The following is an 18,501-nucleotide window of genomic DNA, read 5'->3' as shown; positions in this document are numbered from 1 at the left end:
TGTGTTTAGCGTGTTCTGTCAGGCCCTGGTGGAGCTTTTGTGGGCCCAACTGTGGGAGCGAGCCTGCTCGCGATTGCGGCGGCACATTCAGCATTGATGCAAGCAGACACACCGCTATCGCGAGCAAGCTCGGCTCCCACAGGGATCGGCGGCGGACACTGATCTTATAAACGACCCAAAACCTGTGTGGGAGCGAGCCTGCTCGCGATTGCGGTGTGCCAGTCAACATCAAGTCGTCTGACCCGACGCTATCGCGAGCAGGCTCGCTCCCACAGTTTGATCTTCAGTGACTGCCCCCTTGCGGTCCGTCAAATGGCCCCGTCGCTACGCAGCTTGGCGATCTGCTGCGCGTCGTAGCCCAGTTCGCCGAGCACCTGGGCATTGTGTTCACCCAATGCCGGCCCGACCCATTCGGAGGTGCCCGGGGTGTCGGAGAGTTTCGGTACGATTCCTGGCATCTTGAACGCCTTGCCGTCCGGCAGCTTGGCCTGCAGGAACATTTCACGGGCCAGGAATTGCGGGTCGCTGAACATGTCTTCGGCGCTGAAGATCCGGCTGGCCGGTACCCCGGCCTGGTTCAGTTGGTCGATAACGCTGTCGAGCGGCAGCCCGTTGACCCAGCGATCGATGACGCCGTAGAGCTCATCGCGCCGGCTGTCACGGCCATCATTGCTGGCCAGTTGCGGGTCATTGGCCAGGTCGTCACGCCCGATGATCTGCATGAAGCGCTTGAAGATCGCATCGCCGTTGGCGCCAATCTGCACGTGCTTGCCGTCGGCGCTGGTGTGGATGGACGAGGGGGTGATGCCGGGCATGATGTTGCCGGTGCGCTCGCGGATGAAGCCGAACACGTCGAACTCCGGCACCATGCTTTCCATCATGGCGAAAATCGCCTCGTACAAAGCCACGTCCACCACTTGCCCGGTTCCGCCGTTGACCTCGCGGTGACGCAGGGCCATCAATGCGCCAATCACGCCCCACAGGGCGGCGATGGAGTCGCCGATGGAAATCCCGGTGCGCACCGGCGGGCGGTCTTCGAAGCCGGTGATGTAGCGCAGGCCGCCCATGGATTCGCCCACCGCGCCAAACCCCGGCTGGTCTTTCATCGGCCCGGTCTGGCCAAAGCCCGAAAGCCGTACCATCACCAGCTTCGGGTTCAGTGCGTGCAGGACATCCCAGCCCAGGCCGAGCTTTTCCAACACACCGGGGCGAAAATTCTCGATCAGGATGTCGGCTTCTCCGATCAGTTTCTTCAGGATCGCCAGGCCTTCAGGGTGCTTGAGGTTCAAGGTCAGGGACTTTTTGTTGCGTGCCTGGACGAACCACCACAAGGATGTGCCTTCATACAGCTTGCGCCATTTGCGCAGCGGATCACCGCCATCGGGGGATTCGACCTTGATGACGTCGGCACCGAATTCGCCGCAGATTCGCGAGGCGAAGGGCCCGGCGATCAAAGTGCCGAGTTCGATGACTTTGACGCCGGCAAGGGGTTTGGCAGTAAGCGACATGACGGATCCTGTAGGACAAAGCAGAACGGATAGAGCGTTTTATCATAGGCCAGGGCCGGTCGCCGCAGGTTGATGGTCGGCAATTCGTGGATTGCCCGCGTCATCGGTTAGACTTGCCGCCTTTCCTCGTATCAAGAAGCCCGTTCATGGCCCAGCCGTCCACGACCTACAAGTTTGAACTGAACCTCACCGACCTCGACCGCAATGTGTACGAGAATGTGAAGCAGACCATCGCCCGCCACCCTTCGGAAACCGAAGAGCGCATGACCGTGCGCCTGCTGGCCTACGCGTTCTGGTACAACGAGCTGCTGGCGTTTGGTCGTGGTCTGTCAGACGTCGATGAGCCTGCGCTGTGGGAAAAAAGCCTGGATGACCGGGTGCTGCACTGGATCGAAGTCGGTCAGCCGGATGCCGATCGCCTGACCTGGTGCTCGCGCCGGACCGAGCGCACCAGCCTGCTGGCCTACGGCAGCCTGCGGGTGTGGGAAGGCAAGGTGATTCCGGCGGTCAAGAACCTGAAGAACGTCAACATCGCCGCCGTGCCCCAGGAAGTGCTCGAAACCCTGGCCAAGGACATGCCCCGGGTGATCAAGTGGGATGTGATGATCAGCGAAGGCACGATTTTCGTGACTGACGACCGTGGCCAGCATGAAGTCCAGCTCCAATGGTTGCTGGGCGAACGCGGTTGAGCCATTGACAGGTATTGAGTGAACTCATTGTGGCGAGGGAGCTTGCTCCCGCTTGGGTGCGCAGCGCCCACAATCAAGGGGGCCGCTACGCAGCCCAGCGGGAGAAAGCTCCCTCGCCACGGTCCAGGACCAAAAAGTAGAGAAATATCCGTCCCCCCATGCGTATAGAACCCCGCCAACTGCCCGACACCCTACCGTTCCTCGGTGACCTGCCGCCCCTGTTGACCCGCCTGTACGCAGCACGCGGCGTGCAGTCCGAGGCCGAACTGGACAAGAGCCTGGCGCGCTTGATTCCGTTCCAGCAGCTCAAGGGGATCGACGCCGCGGTGGATCTGCTGGTGACGGCGCTGGAGCAACGCCAGCGGATCCTGATCGTCGGGGATTTCGATGCCGATGGCGCGACGGCCAGCACGGTGGGCATGTTGGGCTTGCGCCTGCTGGGTGCGGCCCATGTCGATTACCTGGTGCCCAATCGCTTCGAATATGGCTATGGGCTGACCCCGGAAATCGTCGAAGTCGCCCTGGCCCGCGAACCGCAATTGCTGATCACCGTGGATAACGGCATTTCCAGTGTGGAAGGCGTGGCGGCGGCGAAAGCGGCGGGGCTTCGGGTGCTGGTCACCGACCACCACTTGCCGGGCCTCGAATTGCCGGCGGCAGACGCCATCGTCAATCCGAACCAGCCGGGCTGCGAGTTCCCGAGCAAGGCCCTGGCCGGTGTCGGGGTGATTTTTTATGTGCTGATGGCGCTGCGGGCGCGTCTGCGCAGCCTGGGCTGGTACGCCAGCACCCCTCAGCCGAACATTGGCGAATTGCTCGACCTGGTGGCCCTGGGCAGCGTGGCCGACGTGGTACCGCTGGACGCGAATAACCGGATCCTGGTGCACCAGGGCCTGGAACGGATTCGCGCCGGACGCGCCCGGCCCGGCATCAAGGCGATCCTGGAAGTGGCCAAGCGCGACGCAGCGCGGATTACTTCCACTGACCTCGGATTTATCCTCGGGCCGCGTCTGAATGCGGCCGGGCGCCTGGACGACATGAGCCTGGGCATCGAATGCCTGCTCACCGACGACCCGGCCCTGGCGCGGGAAATGGCGGCGCAACTGGACGGCATGAACCAGGACCGCAAATCCATCGAGCAAGGCATGCAGCGTGAAGCCCTGGCCCAGCTCAAGGACCTGCCGGTGGAGTCGATGCCATTCGGCTTGTGCCTGTTCGATCCGCAGTGGCACCAAGGGGTGATCGGCATCCTCGCCTCGCGGATGAAAGAACGTTATTTCCGGCCGACCATCGCCTTTGCCGACGCCGGCGACGGCTTGCTCAAGGGCTCGGGGCGCTCGGTGCCGGGCTTCCACATTCGCGATGCGCTGAGCGTGGTGGCGGCGCAGCATCCGACGCTGATCAGCAAGTACGGCGGTCACGCCATGGCGGCGGGGCTGACGCTGCCGGAGGCGAATTTTCCATTGTTCGCCGAAGCGTTCGATGCGGAAGTGCGCCGGCAACTGCGCGAAGAAGACCTGACCGGCCGGCTGTTGTCGGATGGCACCCTGGCGGTGGAGGAGTTTCATCTGGAACTGGCCCGGGCGCTGCGGCATGCCGGTCCCTGGGGCCAGCATTTCCCGGAGCCGATGTTCCATGGCGTGTTCCAGTTGGTCGAGCAACGCGTGGTGGGCGAACGGCACCTGAAGGTCATCCTCAAGAGCGAATGCGGCTCGGTGAAGCTCGACGGCATTGCCTTCGGCATCGACCGCGAGATCTGGCCCAACCCTACCGTGCGCTGGGTGGAGCTGGCCTACAAGCTCGACCTCAACGAGTTCCGCGGCCAGGAAACGGTGCAGTTGATGATTGCCCATATCGAGCCGCGGTAGGCGATACGCCGATCGGCCTTTGTGGCGAGGGAGCTTGCTCCCGCTGGACGCGACAGCGTCCCCTTGCAATGTGATGGCTGGAACTCAGGGGGCCGCTTCGCAGCCCAACGGGAGCAAGCTCCCTCGCCACGAGATGCAAGCAGCCTTGAGCGAACGTCGTTGCGTCACACCGTCGGTTTTTAAGTTCTGAACCCTCCGTGCTCGCGGGTTGTCGACTAGGCTCTAAGCACTGCTTGATAGCCCTTGTGACGTCTTGTCGAATTTTTTGCCCGCGGGGGCGGGAGTTGTACCTTTTGTCACTCGTCGACTGTTCAAACAGAACCCTGGAGCCTGCCCACTGATTCGAGAGGTGCCCCATGAGTCTGCTGCTGGAACCCTATACCCTTCGCCAATTGACCCTGCCCAATCGCATCGCGGTATCGCCGATGTGCCAGTATTCGAGCACCGATGGCCTGGCCAACGATTGGCACCTGGTGCACTTGGGCAGCCGCGCCGTGGGCGGTGCCGGCCTGGTGTTCACCGAAGCCACCGCCGTGACCGCCGACGGTCGCATCACCGCCCAGGACCTGGGGCTGTGGAACGATGAACAGATCGAACCCCTGCAACGCATCACCCGGTTCATCACCGCCCAAGGCGCCGTGCCGGGCATCCAACTGGCCCATGCCGGACGCAAGGCCAGCACCTGGCGACCCTGGCTGGGCAAACATGGCAGCGTCAAACCGGCGGACGGCGGCTGGGTGCCGATCGGCCCGTCGCCGATTGCCTTCGATCCGCAACACACCCAGCCGGTGCAGTTGGACGAAGGGCAGATCGCCGATCTGATCCAGGCCTTCGTGGAGGCGGCCAAGCGCGCCCTCACGGCCGGTTTCAAGGTGGTCGAGGTCCACGCGGCCCATGGCTACCTGCTGCATCAATTCCTGTCGCCGTTGAGCAATCAGCGGCGCGATCAATACGGCGGCTCGTTCGAAAACCGTATCCGGCTGGTGCTGCAAGTCACCGAAGCGATCCGGGCGGTATGGCCTGAAGAACTGCCGGTCTTCGTCCGCGTCTCCGCCACCGATTGGGTCGAGGATGGTTGGAACCCGGATGAGACCGTGGAACTGGCGCGGCGCTTCAGGGCGCTGGGTGTGGACCTGATCGATGTGTCATCGGGCGGCACGGCCGCCAATGCGGAAATTCCCACCGGCCCGGGTTACCAGACACGTTTTGCCGAGCGGGTGCGCAAGGAGTCGGAAATCGCCACCGGCACCGTCGGCATGATCACCGAACCGGCCCAGGCCGAGCACATCCTGCGCACTTGCCAGGCCGACATCATTTTCCTGGCCCGGGAATTGTTGCGTGATCCGTACTGGGCCTTGCATGCCGATGATGACTTGGGCGGCCGCAAGGCCACGTGGCCGGCGCAATACCAGCGGGCCACCCATCGGGACCAGCCGATTCATGAGTCGGATTTGCGGGACTGAGGGCCTGATAAAACAGGAAGCCCCGGTCGATTGGCCGGGGCTTTTTTTGTTTTATCTGGAGTCGTTGGTGCTTGTACTGCCGCCTTCGCGAGCAAGCCCGCTCCCACAGGGATTGGATGTGGCTCACAAACTCTGTGGATAACACAAGCCCACTGTGGGAGCGGGCTTGCTCGCGAAGGCGTCATCCCTGACGCAGAAAGGCTCAGGGATACTTACGCTTATCCGGCGCCGGCGGGAAGTACTGGTACAACCAGGTCTCGCTCAAGGTCCGGTCCTTGCTGCGAATGAACAGGCGCATCTGTACCGGGTCCACACGGTCGTCGGTCGGGTACCAATCGAAGGTGATGCGATAGCCCTTGATCGCATCCAGCACCAACACGTTGAAGTCCTTCACTTCGCCGTGGGAGCAGGTCACCACCGGTTCGATGCCGGTGCCCGGCGGCAGTTGGTCGAGGCCACCGCCGCTGAAGTCCACGGCGAAACGGCGTGCCCAGACGGTCGGGTAATGCTCGCCCGGTGCCCAACCTTCGATGAAGCCGCCCATGCCTGAACGGGTGGCGTCGACATGGGCCAGGTCGGTGCTGACCGGCGGCAGGGCGCTCCAGTAGAGCTTGTAGCCATAGTTCAGCGAGTCACCGGCGGCCACCGGTTTTTTCGGCGTCCAGAACGCGACGATGTTGTCCAGGGTTTCGCCGGTAGTCGGAATCTCCAGCAGGTCGACCGAGCCTTCGCCCCAGGCCGTCGTCGGTTCGACCCACAGGCTCGGACGCTTGCTGTACCAGTCCACGGTGTCCTGGTAGCTGGCAAAGTCGTGATCGGTCTGCACCAGGCCGAAGCCTTTTGGGTTCTTGTCGGCGAACGCATTGAATTGCAGGGTGGCGGGGTTGTTCAACGGACGACAGACCCACTCGCCGTTGCCGCGCCACATGGCCAGACGGTCGGAGTCGTGGATTTGCGGGTGAATGGTGTCGCACATGCGCCGCTCGACGGTGCCGCAACTGAACATGCTGGTCATGGGGGCGATGCCCAGTTGCTCGATGGCGGTACGGGCGTTGACGTGCGCGTCGATCTCCATCACCACCTGGGTCGGCTGGCAATCGATGTCGAACCGATAGGCACCGGTAGCACTGGGGGAGTCGAGCAGGGCGTAGACCACGAAGCGGGTGCTGTTCTTGTCCGGGGTTTCGAACCAGAATTTAGTGAAGTCCGGGAATTCCTCGCGCTTCTTGGCGTAGGTGTCGATGGCCAGGCCGCGGGCCGACAGCCCGTACTGGCCACTGGCGTCCACCGCGCGGAAATAGCTGGCGCCCAGGAACGAAACGATGTCGTGCCGATCCAGCTCCGGCGCCTTGAAGACGCGAAAGCCGGCGAAGCCCAGGTCACCCGTCAATTGCGAGGTGTTGACCGTGGTTTTCTCATAGTTGAACAGCTCCGGACGGAAGTGCACCTCACGGGCCATACGTGTCTTCGGATCGACGCTGTACATGCGCACCGGCTGCTTGAAGCCCATGCCGACGTGGAAAAACTGTGCATCCAGTTGCCGCCCGTCCAGATCATTCCATAACGAATGGTTGACGTCGTACTGGATGGCGTTGAACTGCAGCGGCGACATCTGGGCCAGGGTCGGTGGCAGGACTTGCTTGGTGTCGACGTAGCGGCTCTCGGCCAGCCGCTTGGCCTGTTCCTTCAAACCGTTGAAGTCGAAGGGACGGGCTTCGCCGTCGGCGGTCTGTTCGGCGGCCCAGGCGCGTGCGGCCATGAGCCCGGAGGCCGATAGCCCGGTGTAGGCGGCGAAGGCCATGGAGGCCTTGAGCAGATTCCTGCGGTGCATAAATACAACCTTTCTCGAAACAGCCCCGAGCCGATCCTGGCCACAGCGACTGATAAAGGAGTTCGGACATGCCTTTGGCCAAACGCGACGAACGTTAGAACAGATGCCTGAGAGCTGGATCGGTTCACCGAGGCGCAAAATCATAGGGGAAATACAGGCTTGGAGAGATAGGAAAGCGTGGCATGGTTAAATTTTCTTACAGTTATTTCTTTTTTTATGCCGATTCCCTGTTTTTTTGACTAATTACTCTAAAACTCCCTTTTCACGCTTTGAATCCTCCCTATTCTTTAGCGTGACAGACGATCCAACCCGGGTTTCAGACGGCGCTATCGGGTCAACCTCGACGTACAGAAGGACAAATTCATGACAAAAATACAGGGCATCACCGAAATGCTGGGGATCTTTCCAGGGCTGACCCACCCGCGCAGGACACGCCGGCTCAGCCTGGAAGAAATGAGATTGGTCGAGCGTTATCGGGAGTTGTCGGAAAACGACCGCATCGCCATGCGTTACCTGGTGGATGCGATGCGCAGTGTTTCGCGGTTTTGACCAGAGACCCTGCAGCCTTTAAATGGCCTCGCAATTTTCCTACCAACGAGTGGGAATTTTCAAACGAGGCCAAGCACATCGGCCTACCGTCAGCGGCGGTTGCAGGCCTGAGCGTGAAGTATTACTTTTCTATGCGAGGTAATACTTTGAGGAGAATACAATGCCGACGACTATGACCAGCAAAGGACAAGTCACCATTCCCAAACCCATTCGCGACGCGCTGCACTTGATTCCTGGCTGTGCGGTAGAGTTCAGCATCAATGCACAGGGCGAGGTAGTGCTGCATGCAGGTAAGCCCGGAACAGCCGAGGCAGCTATCGGTGATCGCTTTGAAGCTGTCCGTGGCAGGGCGGATATCAAATGGCGCACAGACGATCTAATGGCCCTGTTGCGTGGTGAAGACTGATGATATTGGTCGATACCAACGTCTTGATCGATGTGCTGGAAGATGATCCGGTTTGGGCTGATTGGTCCATCGAGCAGATGCGTGCCCAATCCAAAATTCACAATTTGGTAATCAATCCAGTTATTTATGCTGAACTGTCCCAGACATTTTCTACCTTCGAAGCGTTGGATGAGGTTGTCGAAGAGATGGGGCTGCTAATGCAGGAGGTACCTCGTCCAGCGTTGTTTTTGGCAGGGAAGGCTTTTGTGCGTTATCGAAAGGTGGGCGGTGGCAAAAATAATGTGCTCGCCGACTTTTTCATCGGTGCCCATGCAGCTGTCAAGCGTCTTCCTTTGCTTACACGTGATGCGAAGCGTTACCGAAGTTATTTTCCTTCGGTGCAGTTGGTGGTGCCATCGTGAGGTGCGCTTCACCACGACCAATATCGTCCCCTTGGTCGTGGTGTAATCGCAATTAGCATTGGCTCAATGCTTGAACATCACATGCCGCACCACCGTGTAATCCTCCAGTCCATACATGGACATGTCCTTGCCATAGCCGGAACGTTTCTGACCGCCATGGGGCATTTCGCTGACGAGCATGAAGTGAGTGTTCACCCAGGTGCAGCCGTATTGCAGGCGTGCCGACAGGCGATGGGCACGGCCGATGTCGGCGGTCCATACCGATGAGGCCAGGCCGTAGTCCGAATCGTTGGCCCAGGCCAGCACTTGCGCTTCGTCGAGGAACGGAGTGACGGACACCACCGGCCCGAAGACTTCCCGGCGGACAATTTCGTCATCCTGCTGGGCGTCGGCCAGCACCGTCGGTTCGAAGAAGAACCCGTTGCCGTCCACGGCCTTGCCACCGGTGATCAGGCGGATATGCGGCTGGGCGATGGCCCGCTCGACGAAGCCGGCCACACGGTCGCGGTGCTGGGCGGTGATCAGTGGGCCCATCTCGGTGTCTGGTGCGGTTTGCAGGCCGTATTTGATGCTGCCTACCGCGGCGCCGAGTTTCTCGACGAACCGGTCGTAGATACCTTGCTGGGCATAGATGCGGCAGGCGGCGGTGCAGTCCTGGCCGGCGTTGTAGAAACCGAAGGTGCGGATGCCTTCCACGGCCGCGTCAATGTCGGCGTCGTCGAAGATGATCACCGGGGCTTTACCGCCCAGTTCCATGTGCATGCGCTTGACGCTGTCGGACGTGCTGGAAATGATGTTCGAGCCGGTGGCGATGGAGCCGGTGAGCGACACCATGCGCACTTTCGGGTGAGTGACCAGCGGGTTGCCGACGGTTTGCCCGCGTCCGAAGATCACGTTAAGCACGCCGACGGGGAAAATCTCCGACGCCAGTTCCGCCAGGCGCAACGCCGTCAATGGGGTCTGCTCCGACGGCTTGAGCACCACGGTATTGCCGGCGGCCAGGGCCGGGGCGATTTTCCAGGCGACCATCATCAGCGGGTAGTTCCACGGCGCGATGGAGGCGATGACCCCCACCGGGTCGCGACGGATCATCGAGGTGTGCCCGGGCAGGTATTCGCCGCCCGCCGAACCGCTCATGCAGCGACTGGCGCCGGCAAAGAAACGGAACACGTCGGCAATCGCCGGGATCTCGTCGTTCAGCGCGGCGCTGAAGGGTTTGCCGCAGTTATCCGACTCCAGCTTCGCCAGCTCCTCGCCGTGGGCTTCGATGGCATCGGCCAGCTTGAGCAGCAACAAGGAGCGGTCCTTGGGTGGCATTTGCGACCAGGCTTCGAAGGCGTTGTCGGCGGCACGCACGGCGGCATCGACCTGGGCTTCGCTGGCTTCATTGATCTCCACCAGCACCCGGCCCAGCGCCGGGTTGAACACCGCCTGGCCAGGGCCTTCGCCGTTCACCAGATGGCCGTTGATCAGCAGTTTGGTTTGCATGTCCATGTCCTCTTGATTCTTGCTTTTGATCTGGGTGGGAGCGGGCTTGCTCGCGAAGGCGGCGTGTCAGTCGACGCAAATGTTGGATGACACACCGCCTTCGCGAGCAAGCCCGCTCCCACAAGGGATCCGGTTCCACAGTGACATTTACTTCCCGCCACTCCCCGCCACGCTCTCACCCCCACGGGTCAGGTAATACGCGCCCAATATCGGCAGCATCGTGACCATCATCACCAGCATCGCCACCACGTTGGTCACCGGCACGTCGCGTGGGCGGCTGAGCTGGTTGAGCAGCCACAGCGGCAGGGTGCGTTCGTGGCCGGCGGTGAAGGTGGTGACAATGATCTCGTCGAACGACAGCGCAAACGCCAGCATCCCACCGGCCAGCAGGGCCGACCCCAGGTTAGGCAAGATGATGTAGCGAAAGGTCTGCCAACCGTCGGCGCCCAGGTCCATCGAGGCTTCGATCAGGCTGTGGGAAGTACGGCGCAGGCGGGCGATGACGTTGTTGTAGACGATCACCACGCAGAAGGTTGCATGGCCGACGATGATGGTGAACATCCCCGGTTCGATGCCCAGGGTCTTGAAGGTCGCCAGCAGTGCTATGCCGGTGATGATCCCCGGCAAGGCAATTGGCAGGATCAGCATCAGCGAAATGCCCTGTTTGCCGAAGAAATCGCGGCGGTACAGCGCCGCCGAGGCCAGGGTGCCAAGCACCATGGCGATCAGCGTGGCGATGGCCGCGATCTGCAACGACAGCTTGATCGCCTCCAGCACGTCCGGGCGTGAGAAGGCGACGCTGAACCACTTCAGGGTCAGGCCCTTGGGCGGAAAACTGAACGCCGCATCTTCAGTATTGAAGGCGTAGAGGAAGATGGTCAGGATCGGAAAGTGCAGGAACACCAATCCGCCCCACGCCGCGATCCGCAAGCCCCACGAGGCTCGGTCTTGAGAGTCAGAGTGCATCGAATGCCCCCAGTCGCTTGACGACGGATAGATAGATCGCGATCAGCACGATGGGTACCAGGGTGAACGCCGCGGCCATGGGCATGTTGCCGATGGCGCCTTGCTGGGCGTAGACCATGCTGCCGACGAAGTAGCCCGGTGGGCCTACCAGTTGCGGCACGATGAAGTCCCCCAGGGTCAGCGAGAACGTGAAGATCGAGCCGGCGGCAATGCCGGGGATCGACAGTGGCAGGATCACTTGCATGAACGTCTGGCGCGGCCTGGCGCCCAAGTCCGCCGAGGCTTGCAGCAGCGACGGCGGCAGACGCTCCAGGGACGCCTGGATCGGCAGGATCATGAACGGCAGCCAGATGTAGACGAACACCAGGAAACGCCCCAGGTGTGAGGTGGACAAGGTGCTGCCGCCCACGCCCGGGATCCCCAGCACGAACTGCAGCACCGGCCCCAGGCCCAGGTGCTGGACGAACCACTGCGCCACGCCGCCCTTGGCCAGCAGCAGCGTCCAGGCATAGGCCTTGACGATATAGCTGGCCCACATTGGCAGCATCACCGCGATGTAGAAAAACGCCTTGGTCTTGCCGCGGGTGTAGCGCGCCATGTAGTAGGCGATCGGGAACGCGACGATGGCGCTGGCGATGGACACCGCAATGGCCATGCTCAGGGTGCGCAAAATGATGTCGAAGCTCGACGGCTGGAACAGCGCCGTGAAGTTCGCCAGGGTCAGGTCCGGCGTCACCGCCATGGTGAAGTCATCGAAGGTGTAGAAACCCTGCCACAGCAAGGTCAGCAGCGAGCCAAGGTAGATCGCGCCGAACCACAGCAATGGCGGCACCAGTAGCATCGACAAGTACAGGTTGGGCCGTCGGTACAGCAGGTTGGAAAAACGCCGCAGCGGCGAACCGGGCGCAGGCGTTGGGGTGATGGCCAGCGTGTTCATCTCACACCTCGCCACTGACGGCGTCGTGCAGCGTGACCATCGCCTCACGGGCCCAGCGAACGCTCAGCTGTTGGCCAGCCTGGTGCGGGGCGGCGTTGTCCTGCCACTGGGTGTTGGCCTGGCTGAGGTTCAGGGTCTGGCCGTTGGCAAGTTTCAGCTCATAGCGTGTGGCGCTGCCCTGGTACTGGATGTCGTGCAGCAGGCCGTGGACTTCGACCTCACCGCTGGCCAACGGGCCCTCGGCGAAACGCACGTGTTCCGGACGAATCGAGAACGGCTGTGGATAACCGCTCAGTTCCCGTGCCAATTCGCCACGAATCACGTTGGAGGTGCCGACGAATTCAGCGACGAAGGAGGTCGCCGGTTTCATGTACAGGTTGCGCGGCGTATCGACTTGTTCGATACGGCCCTTGTTGAACACCGCCACGCGGTCGGACATCGACAGCGCTTCGGTCTGGTCGTGGGTGACGAAAATGAAGGTGATGCCCAACTGGCGTTGCAGCTTCTTCAACTCGCCCTGCATCTGTTCACGCAGCTTCAGGTCCAGGGCGCCCAAGGGCTCATCGAGCAATAACACCCGGGGGCGATTGACCAGCGCACGGGCCAGGGCCACCCGTTGACGCTGGCCGCCGGAGAGCTGCACCGGCTTGCGTTCGCCGTAGCCGCCCAGGGCGACCATCTCCAGGGCCTCGTCGGCGCGCTGGATGCGCTCGGCCTTGGCGACGCCTTTGACTTTCAGACCGTAGGCCACGTTGTCGCGCACGTTCATGTGGGGGAAGAGGGCGTAGTCCTGGAACACCGTGTTGACGTCCCGCTGATACGGCGCAAGCCCCGTGGCTTCCTCTCCGTGGATGCGGATCGAGCCGGCACTGGGTTGTTCAAACCCGGCGATCAGCCGCAGGCAGGTGGTCTTGCCCGAGCCGGACGGGCCCAGCATGGAAAAGAACTCGCCGTCCTGGATGTCGATGGAGACCCGGTCTACGGCCTTTACATCGCCGAACTGCCGGGATACCTGGGTGAACTGGACTGCAAGCGTCATGGTGCGGGGCTCCAGAAAGCGGGGCGGGTATGAAATCTCAACGATTGGCAGGCGATCCCGTGGCGAGGGAGCTTGCTCCCGCTGGGTGGCGCAGCCGCCCCAAAACCAGGCGATGCGGTGTGTCAGCTAATACCGCGTCGGTCCGTTTTGGGCGTGCTTCGCACACCAGCGGGAGCAAGCTCCCTCGCCACAGGGGCCGCTCCCATTTATGTGCTGGGGGTTAACGCCCACCCATGATCGCAATGTAATCCTGGGTCCAGCGGCTGTACGGCACGAACTTGCCGCCCTCGGCCTGTGGGGTTTTCCAGAAGGCGATCTTGTCGAATTGATCGAAGCCGTTGGTCTTGCAGCCTTCGGCGCCCAGCAGCTCGCTGCCCTTGCACGCCGCCGGCACCGCTGGCAAGGAGCCGAACCACGCGGCCACGTCACCCTGGACTTTTGGTTGCAGTGACCAGTCCATCCACTTGTACGCGCAGTTGGGGTGCTTGGCCTCGGCGTGGAGCATCGTCGTGTCGGCCCAGCCGGTAGCGCCTTCTTTCGGAATGGTCGAGGCGATTGGTTGCTTCTCGTTCATCAGGCCGTTGACCTGATAGGGCCAGGCGCCGGACGCCACCACGCCTTCGTTCTTGAAATCGCTCATCTGCACCGTGGTGTCGTGCCAGTAGCGGTGGATCAACGGCTGCTGGGCCCGTAGCAATTCCAGCACGGCCTTGTACTGGGCTTCGTCGAGTTGGTACGGGTCCTTGATGCCCAACTCAGGCTTGGCGGTCTTGAGGTACAGCGCCGCGTCGGCGATGTAGATCGGACCATCGTAGGCTTGCACGCGCCCCTTGTTCGGCTTGCCGTCGGGCAATTCCTGGGCATTGAACAGCACGCTCCAACTGGTGGGCGCTTGCTTGAACACCTCGGTGTTGTACATCAGCACATTGGGACCCCATTGGTACGGGGTGCCGTAGGTCTGCTGGTTGACCACGTACCACGGCGCATCTTTCAGGCGCGGGTCGAGGTTTTTCCAATTGGCGATCAGCGCGGTGTTGATCGGTTGCACGCGCTTGCCGGCAATCAGCCGCAACGAGGCGTCGCCCGAGGCGGTGACCAGGTCGTAGCCGCCCTTGGTCATCAGGCTGACCATTTCATCGGACGTGGCGGCGGTTTTCACATTGACCTTGCAGCCGGTTTCCTTCTCGAAACCCGTGACCCAGTCGTAGGCCTTGTCGCTTTCGCCGCGTTCGATGTAACCCGGCCAGGCGACGATATCCAGTTGGCCCTCGCCGGCACCGACGGCCTTGAGCGGCTCGGCGGCCTGGAGGCTGACGCTGGTCAGCAGCGCCGTGGTGAGTGCACTGAGCAATGCGGTCTTGTGCGCGTACATGGAAATCCCTCTTGCTTTAATTATGGTCGGGGCAGGGTTCGAACAGGATGAAACGCCATGGTTGGCCTGTTATTAGAGTAGAGCTGTTATCTAGAGATGCTGGCCGTGACGGGCCATGATGTGGCGCACCACGCTGTAGTCCTGGAGCGAATCGCTGGACAGGTCCTTACCGTAGCCGGAGCGTTTCAGGCCGCCGTGGGGCATTTCGCTGACCAGCATGAAATGGCTGTTGATCCAGGTGCAGCCGTATTGCAACCGCGCCGCCACCTGCATGGCCTTGTCCAGGTTCTGGGTCCATATCGAGGACGCCAGGCCGTATTCCGAATCATTGGCCCATTCCACCGCCTGGCTGAGTTCGTCGAAGCGAGTCACGGTGACGACCGGGCCGAACACCTCGCGCTGGACGATTTCATCGCTTTGCTTGCAGCCGGCCAGCAGTGTGGGTTGGTAGTAGAAGCCGGCGCCGGAATGCACCGCCGCCCCGGTGATGCGCTCGATGTGCGGCTGGCCGAGGGCGCGCTCGACAAAACTGGCCACGCGGTCGCGCTGGCGGGTGCTGATCAGCGGGCCGATCTCATTGTCGGCGTCGCGCTTGCCGGCAAAGCGCAGGCTGCTGACCGCCGCGCCGAGCTCGGCCACCAGCCGGTCGTGAATTCCGCCCTGGGCGTAGATCCGGCACGCCGCGGTGCAATCCTGCCCGGCGTTGTAATAGCCGTAGGTGCGCACGCCTTCGACCACGGCTTGGATATCGGCGTCGTCGCACACGATCACTGGCGCCTTGCCGCCCAGTTCCAGGTGTGTGCGCTTGAGGGTTTTTGCCGCCGCCTGGAGGATTTTCTGCCCGGTGACGATATCGCCCGTCAGCGAAACCATGCGCACTTTAGGATGGCTGACCAGATGGCTGCCCACCCCTTCGCCACCGCCGCAGAGGATATTGATCACACCCCGTGGCAGGAGCCGGGCCAGCATCGGCGCCAAGGCCAGGATCGACAACGGCGTGTGCTCCGAGGGCTTGAATACCAATGTGTTGCCCGCGGCCAGGGCCGGGGCGATTTTCCAGGCGGCCATCATGATCGGGTAGTTCCACGGCGCGATGGACGCCACGACGCCGATCGGGTCGCGGCGCACCATGCTGGTATAGCCGGGCAGGTATTCGCCACTGAGCTGGCCGGTCTGGCAGCGCACGGCACCGGCGAAGAAACGAAAGACATCCACCGTGGCGCTCAGGTCATCCTGGCGCGCCAGGTGCAGCGGCTTGCCGCAGTTCAGGGCTTCAAGGCGGGCCAGCTCATCGGCGTTCTGTTCGATGGCGCTGGCGATGTCCAGCAGCAGGTTCGAGCGTTGCTGTGGCGTGGTGCGCGACCAGCCGTCGAAGGCGCGGTGGGCGGCGAGGATCGCGGCTTCCACCTGCTCGGTACTGGCCTCGGCGATGTGAGCCACGACTTCGCCGGTGGCCGGGTTGAGGATCGGCTCGACAACGCCTTCACCGGGAACGAGTTCCCCGTCGATCAGCAACGCGGTGCACAACGGGGTTTGCGTGCCAGCCATGTTCGCCTTCTCTCTTTTTAGAGGTGACTACTGCTATCAGTTACAACATAAAACCTGTGGGAGCGAGCCTGCTCGCGATAGCGGTCTATCTGTATCACCGCTTCGCGAGCAGGCTCGCTCCCACAATGGATTGCGGCGATGCAGCAAGACTAGTGCTCAGCCTCAATGCCGACAAATTCGAAATACTCAAGGCTGCATTCGATTAAATAGATGGCTTGCGTCCGCCATGAGGCTGTTCCCGGGCCACCGCCAGGAACGGGTCGACCGACGCCGGTCGCGCCGTGCCCCGGCGCCAGGCCAGGCCGACGTCGAGGGTCTGGTTGAGGTCGGCAATCGGTCGCGCTTCGATGATGTCGCCTTCCAGCGACCAGGGGCGGTAGGTCATGTCCGGCTGGATCGACACGCCCAACCCCGCCGCTACCAGGCTGCGCACTGCTTCGGTCGAGGCGGTGCGCAGGGTGACCCTGGGTTGCAGGCCGGCGCCGCGCCACAGGCGTTGGGCGTTGCGGTCCATTTCGTCGACGTTCAGTTGGATCAGCGGCTCGCGGGCCACATCGGCCAGGTGGATGCTGTCGTGCTCCAGCAAGGGATGCTGCGCCGGTAGCCACAAACGGTGCGGCGAATGCGTCAGGACTTCGGTCTGCAGGGCGTGGCGGTCCTCCAGGTTGGACAGGATCAGCACGCCGACGTCGATTTCGCCGCTGACCAGCAAATGTTCGATGTACGGCCGTTCGTCCTCCATCACGCGGATCTCCACGTTGGGGTAGGCGCGCTGGAAGCGGGTCAGCAGGTCCGCCAGGTAATAACCGGCGACCAGGCTGGTGACGCCTATGGTGACTTGGCCAGCCACCTGGTCGGTGCTTTGTTGCAGGCTGCGCTTGGCGTTGTCGACCGTGGCCAGGATCAGGTGGGCCTGGCGCAGGAATTGATGGCCCTGGTGGGTCAGGGTCATGCCCTTGGCGTGGCGGTTGAACAGGCTGACGCCGATGTCTTGCTCCAGTTGCTGGATGGCCAGGGTCAAGGTGGACTGGGAAATGAACGCCGTTTGCGCCGCGGCGGAGATGGAGCCGGTTTCGGCCACCGCGATGAAATGGCGGATCTGACGCAGAGTCATCATGGACGCGTACCGGTGGGCGGATTTATCGATGTGCTGGAGTGTATATCGTTTTTTTAGAAGGAAAGGAACGTGCACCGCTGGCGGCGTCAGGCAACATCTGGAAGCAATCTCGCCTACGGCGTCGGGCACTTTCGATCTAGGCTGGGGGCCTTACGTTGACCCGAACATCTGGAGGCAACAAATGAACACCCGTGGATTGCTCGATCAGCTTCTCAAGTCCGGCCAGGAAATGTTGCAGAACAAGGCTGGCGGTTCACAGGGCAAGTCGTCCGGTGGCCTGGGCGGATTGCTCGGCGGCTCCGGCAACCTGGGCGGGATGCTTTCCGGCGCGGGTGGCGGGGCACTGGCCGCCGGGGCCATGGGCCTGTTGCTGGGCAACAAGAAAGCCCGCAACTTCGGCGGCAAGGCCCTGGCCTATGGCGGCCTGGCGGCCTTGGGCGTGATCGCCTACAAGGCCTATGGCAACTGGCAGGCCCAGCAGGGCAACGCGCCGAAGACCGAACCGCAGACCCTCGATCGCGTGCCCCCGGCGCAGGTCGAGCAGCACAGCCAGGCGATCCTCAAGGCGCTGGTGGCGGCGGCCAAGGCCGACGGCCATGTGGACGAGCGCGAGCGGCAATTGATCGAAGGCGAGTTCACCAAGCTCGACAACGACCAGGAGCTGCAACACTGGCTGCATGCTGAACTCAACAAGCCCTTGGACCCCATCGACGTCGCCCGTGCCGCCAGCACCCCGGAAATGGCTGCGGAAATGTACATCGCCAGCGTGATGCTGGTAGATGAGGAAAACTTCATGGAGAAGTCCTACCTCGATGAACTGGCGCGCCAACTCAAGCTGGAGCCGGGGTTGAAGGTGGAACTGGAAAAACAGGTGCGCCAGGCGACTGTATAAAGCAGCATCAACGCTATTCCTTGTGGGAGCGAGCCTGCTCGCGATGGCGCCCGGTCAGTCGCAGCATGGTTGACTGACACTCCGCTTTCGCGAGCAAGCCCGCTCCCACAGTGGTTTTGTGGTGTCTGGCAATCTTGTATCCAACGCTATCCCCTGTGGGAGCGAGCCTGCTCGCGATGGCGCCCGGTCAGTGACAGTATTTTTGACTGATATACCGCTATCGCGAGCAAGCTCGCTCCCACAGTGGTTTTGTGGTGTCTGGCAATCTTGTATCCAACGCTATCCCCTGTGGGAGCGAGCCTGCTCGCGATGGCGCCCGGTCAGAGACAGTATTTTTGACTGATACACCGCTATCGCGAGCAAGCTCGCTCCCACAGTGGTTTTGTGGTGTCTGGCAATCTTGTATCCAACGCTATTCCTTGTGGGA

At 62.0% G+C, this 18,501-nt stretch carries 16 protein-coding genes; 7 read left to right on the top strand and 9 right to left on the bottom strand.

The annotated features are described in order from the left end of the window. Window positions 1-308: 308 nt before the first annotated feature. Window positions 309-1,508: a CaiB/BaiF CoA transferase family protein gene (locus tag M1D99_RS24550; protein ID WP_186705444.1), complete on the bottom strand. Its 1,200-nt coding sequence runs from the start codon at window positions 1,506-1,508 to the stop codon at window positions 309-311. A 146-nt stretch (window positions 1,509-1,654) separates the two neighbouring features. Between M1D99_RS24550 and M1D99_RS24545 the strand changes: the two genes are divergently transcribed. The 3 genes from M1D99_RS24545 (at window position 1,655) to M1D99_RS24535 (ending at window position 5,528) form a co-directional block, all read left to right on the top strand. Then, complete coding sequence (locus M1D99_RS24545; protein WP_122568769.1) at window positions 1,655-2,197, top strand: YaeQ family protein; 543 nt, start codon at window positions 1,655-1,657, stop codon at window positions 2,195-2,197. A gap of 158 nt (window positions 2,198-2,355) precedes the next feature. Beyond that, the gene (recJ, locus tag M1D99_RS24540; RefSeq protein WP_186705445.1) at window positions 2,356-4,065 is read left to right on the top strand and encodes a single-stranded-DNA-specific exonuclease RecJ; all 1,710 of its coding nucleotides are present in this window, start codon (window positions 2,356-2,358) and stop codon (window positions 4,063-4,065) included. A gap of 356 nt (window positions 4,066-4,421) precedes the next feature. Further along, window positions 4,422-5,528: an NADH:flavin oxidoreductase/NADH oxidase gene (locus M1D99_RS24535; RefSeq protein WP_434572162.1), complete on the top strand. Its 1,107-nt coding sequence runs from the start codon at window positions 4,422-4,424 to the stop codon at window positions 5,526-5,528. 202 nt (window positions 5,529-5,730) lie between these two features. Here M1D99_RS24535 and M1D99_RS24530 read toward each other — a convergent pair whose 3' ends face one another. Beyond that, window positions 5,731-7,359, bottom strand: coding sequence for a glucan biosynthesis protein D (locus M1D99_RS24530; RefSeq protein WP_434572160.1), 1,629 nt, complete (start codon window positions 7,357-7,359; stop codon window positions 5,731-5,733). A 363-nt stretch (window positions 7,360-7,722) separates the two neighbouring features. On the opposite strand from M1D99_RS24530, the gene M1D99_RS24525 reads away from it, so the two are divergent. The 3 genes from M1D99_RS24525 (at window position 7,723) to M1D99_RS24515 (ending at window position 8,715) form a co-directional block, all read left to right on the top strand. Continuing rightward, window positions 7,723-7,908: a hypothetical protein gene (locus M1D99_RS24525; RefSeq protein ID WP_186705448.1), complete on the top strand. Its 186-nt coding sequence runs from the start codon at window positions 7,723-7,725 to the stop codon at window positions 7,906-7,908. Window positions 7,909-8,068: 160 nt separating this feature from the next. Then, a complete protein-coding gene (locus M1D99_RS24520) occupies window positions 8,069-8,314 on the top strand; it encodes a type II toxin-antitoxin system PrlF family antitoxin (protein WP_186705449.1) in 246 nt (81 codons plus the stop codon). After that, window positions 8,314-8,715 carry a type II toxin-antitoxin system VapC family toxin gene (locus tag M1D99_RS24515; protein ID WP_434572158.1) on the top strand — a complete coding sequence of 134 codons (402 nt, stop codon included), beginning with the start codon at window positions 8,314-8,316 and terminating at the stop codon, window positions 8,713-8,715. Before M1D99_RS24520 ends, M1D99_RS24515 begins: the two co-directional genes overlap by 1 nt. Window positions 8,716-8,778: 63 nt before the next feature. Here the strand turns inward: M1D99_RS24515 and M1D99_RS24510 are convergent, their stop codons facing one another. The 7 genes from M1D99_RS24510 to M1D99_RS24480 all read right to left on the bottom strand — a co-directional run bounded on the left by M1D99_RS24510 (window position 8,779) and on the right by M1D99_RS24480 (window position 17,182). Beyond that, entirely contained in the window at window positions 8,779-10,203 is a 1,425-nt protein-coding gene (locus M1D99_RS24510; RefSeq protein WP_434572156.1) for a gamma-aminobutyraldehyde dehydrogenase, read from the bottom strand. A gap of 147 nt (window positions 10,204-10,350) precedes the next feature. Then, window positions 10,351-11,169: an ABC transporter permease gene (locus M1D99_RS24505; RefSeq protein ID WP_458130893.1), complete on the bottom strand. Its 819-nt coding sequence runs from the start codon at window positions 11,167-11,169 to the stop codon at window positions 10,351-10,353. Then, complete coding sequence (locus tag M1D99_RS24500) at window positions 11,159-12,106, bottom strand: ABC transporter permease (protein ID WP_434572153.1); 948 nt, start codon at window positions 12,104-12,106, stop codon at window positions 11,159-11,161. The genes M1D99_RS24505 and M1D99_RS24500 overlap by 11 nt, the downstream gene beginning before the upstream one ends. A 1-nt stretch (window position 12,107) precedes the next feature. Beyond that, window positions 12,108-13,145, bottom strand: coding sequence for an ABC transporter ATP-binding protein (locus tag M1D99_RS24495; protein ID WP_458130892.1), 1,038 nt, complete (start codon window positions 13,143-13,145; stop codon window positions 12,108-12,110). A gap of 220 nt (window positions 13,146-13,365) precedes the next feature. Further along, complete coding sequence (gene ydcS / locus M1D99_RS24490) at window positions 13,366-14,517, bottom strand: putative ABC transporter substrate-binding protein YdcS (protein WP_186705455.1); 1,152 nt, start codon at window positions 14,515-14,517, stop codon at window positions 13,366-13,368. Window positions 14,518-14,607: 90 nt separating this feature from the next. Continuing rightward, window positions 14,608-16,065 (bottom strand): gamma-aminobutyraldehyde dehydrogenase, encoded by a 1,458-nt coding sequence (locus tag M1D99_RS24485; RefSeq protein WP_458130891.1) that lies wholly within the window; start codon window positions 16,063-16,065, stop codon window positions 14,608-14,610. A gap of 202 nt (window positions 16,066-16,267) precedes the next feature. Then, window positions 16,268-17,182, bottom strand: a complete 915-nt coding sequence (locus M1D99_RS24480; protein ID WP_186705457.1) for a LysR family transcriptional regulator — start codon at window positions 17,180-17,182, stop codon at window positions 16,268-16,270. Between the two features lie 181 nt (window positions 17,183-17,363). Between M1D99_RS24480 and M1D99_RS24475 the strand changes: the two genes are divergently transcribed. Then, window positions 17,364-18,074, top strand: coding sequence for a tellurite resistance TerB family protein (locus M1D99_RS24475; RefSeq protein ID WP_458130890.1), 711 nt, complete (start codon window positions 17,364-17,366; stop codon window positions 18,072-18,074). Window positions 18,075-18,501 lie beyond the last annotated feature (427 nt).

The organism is Pseudomonas sp. R3-41 (assembly GCF_054161485.1).
The sequence above is the reverse complement of the archived record's forward strand: the minus strand, read 5'-3'. Positions and strand labels throughout refer to the sequence as shown.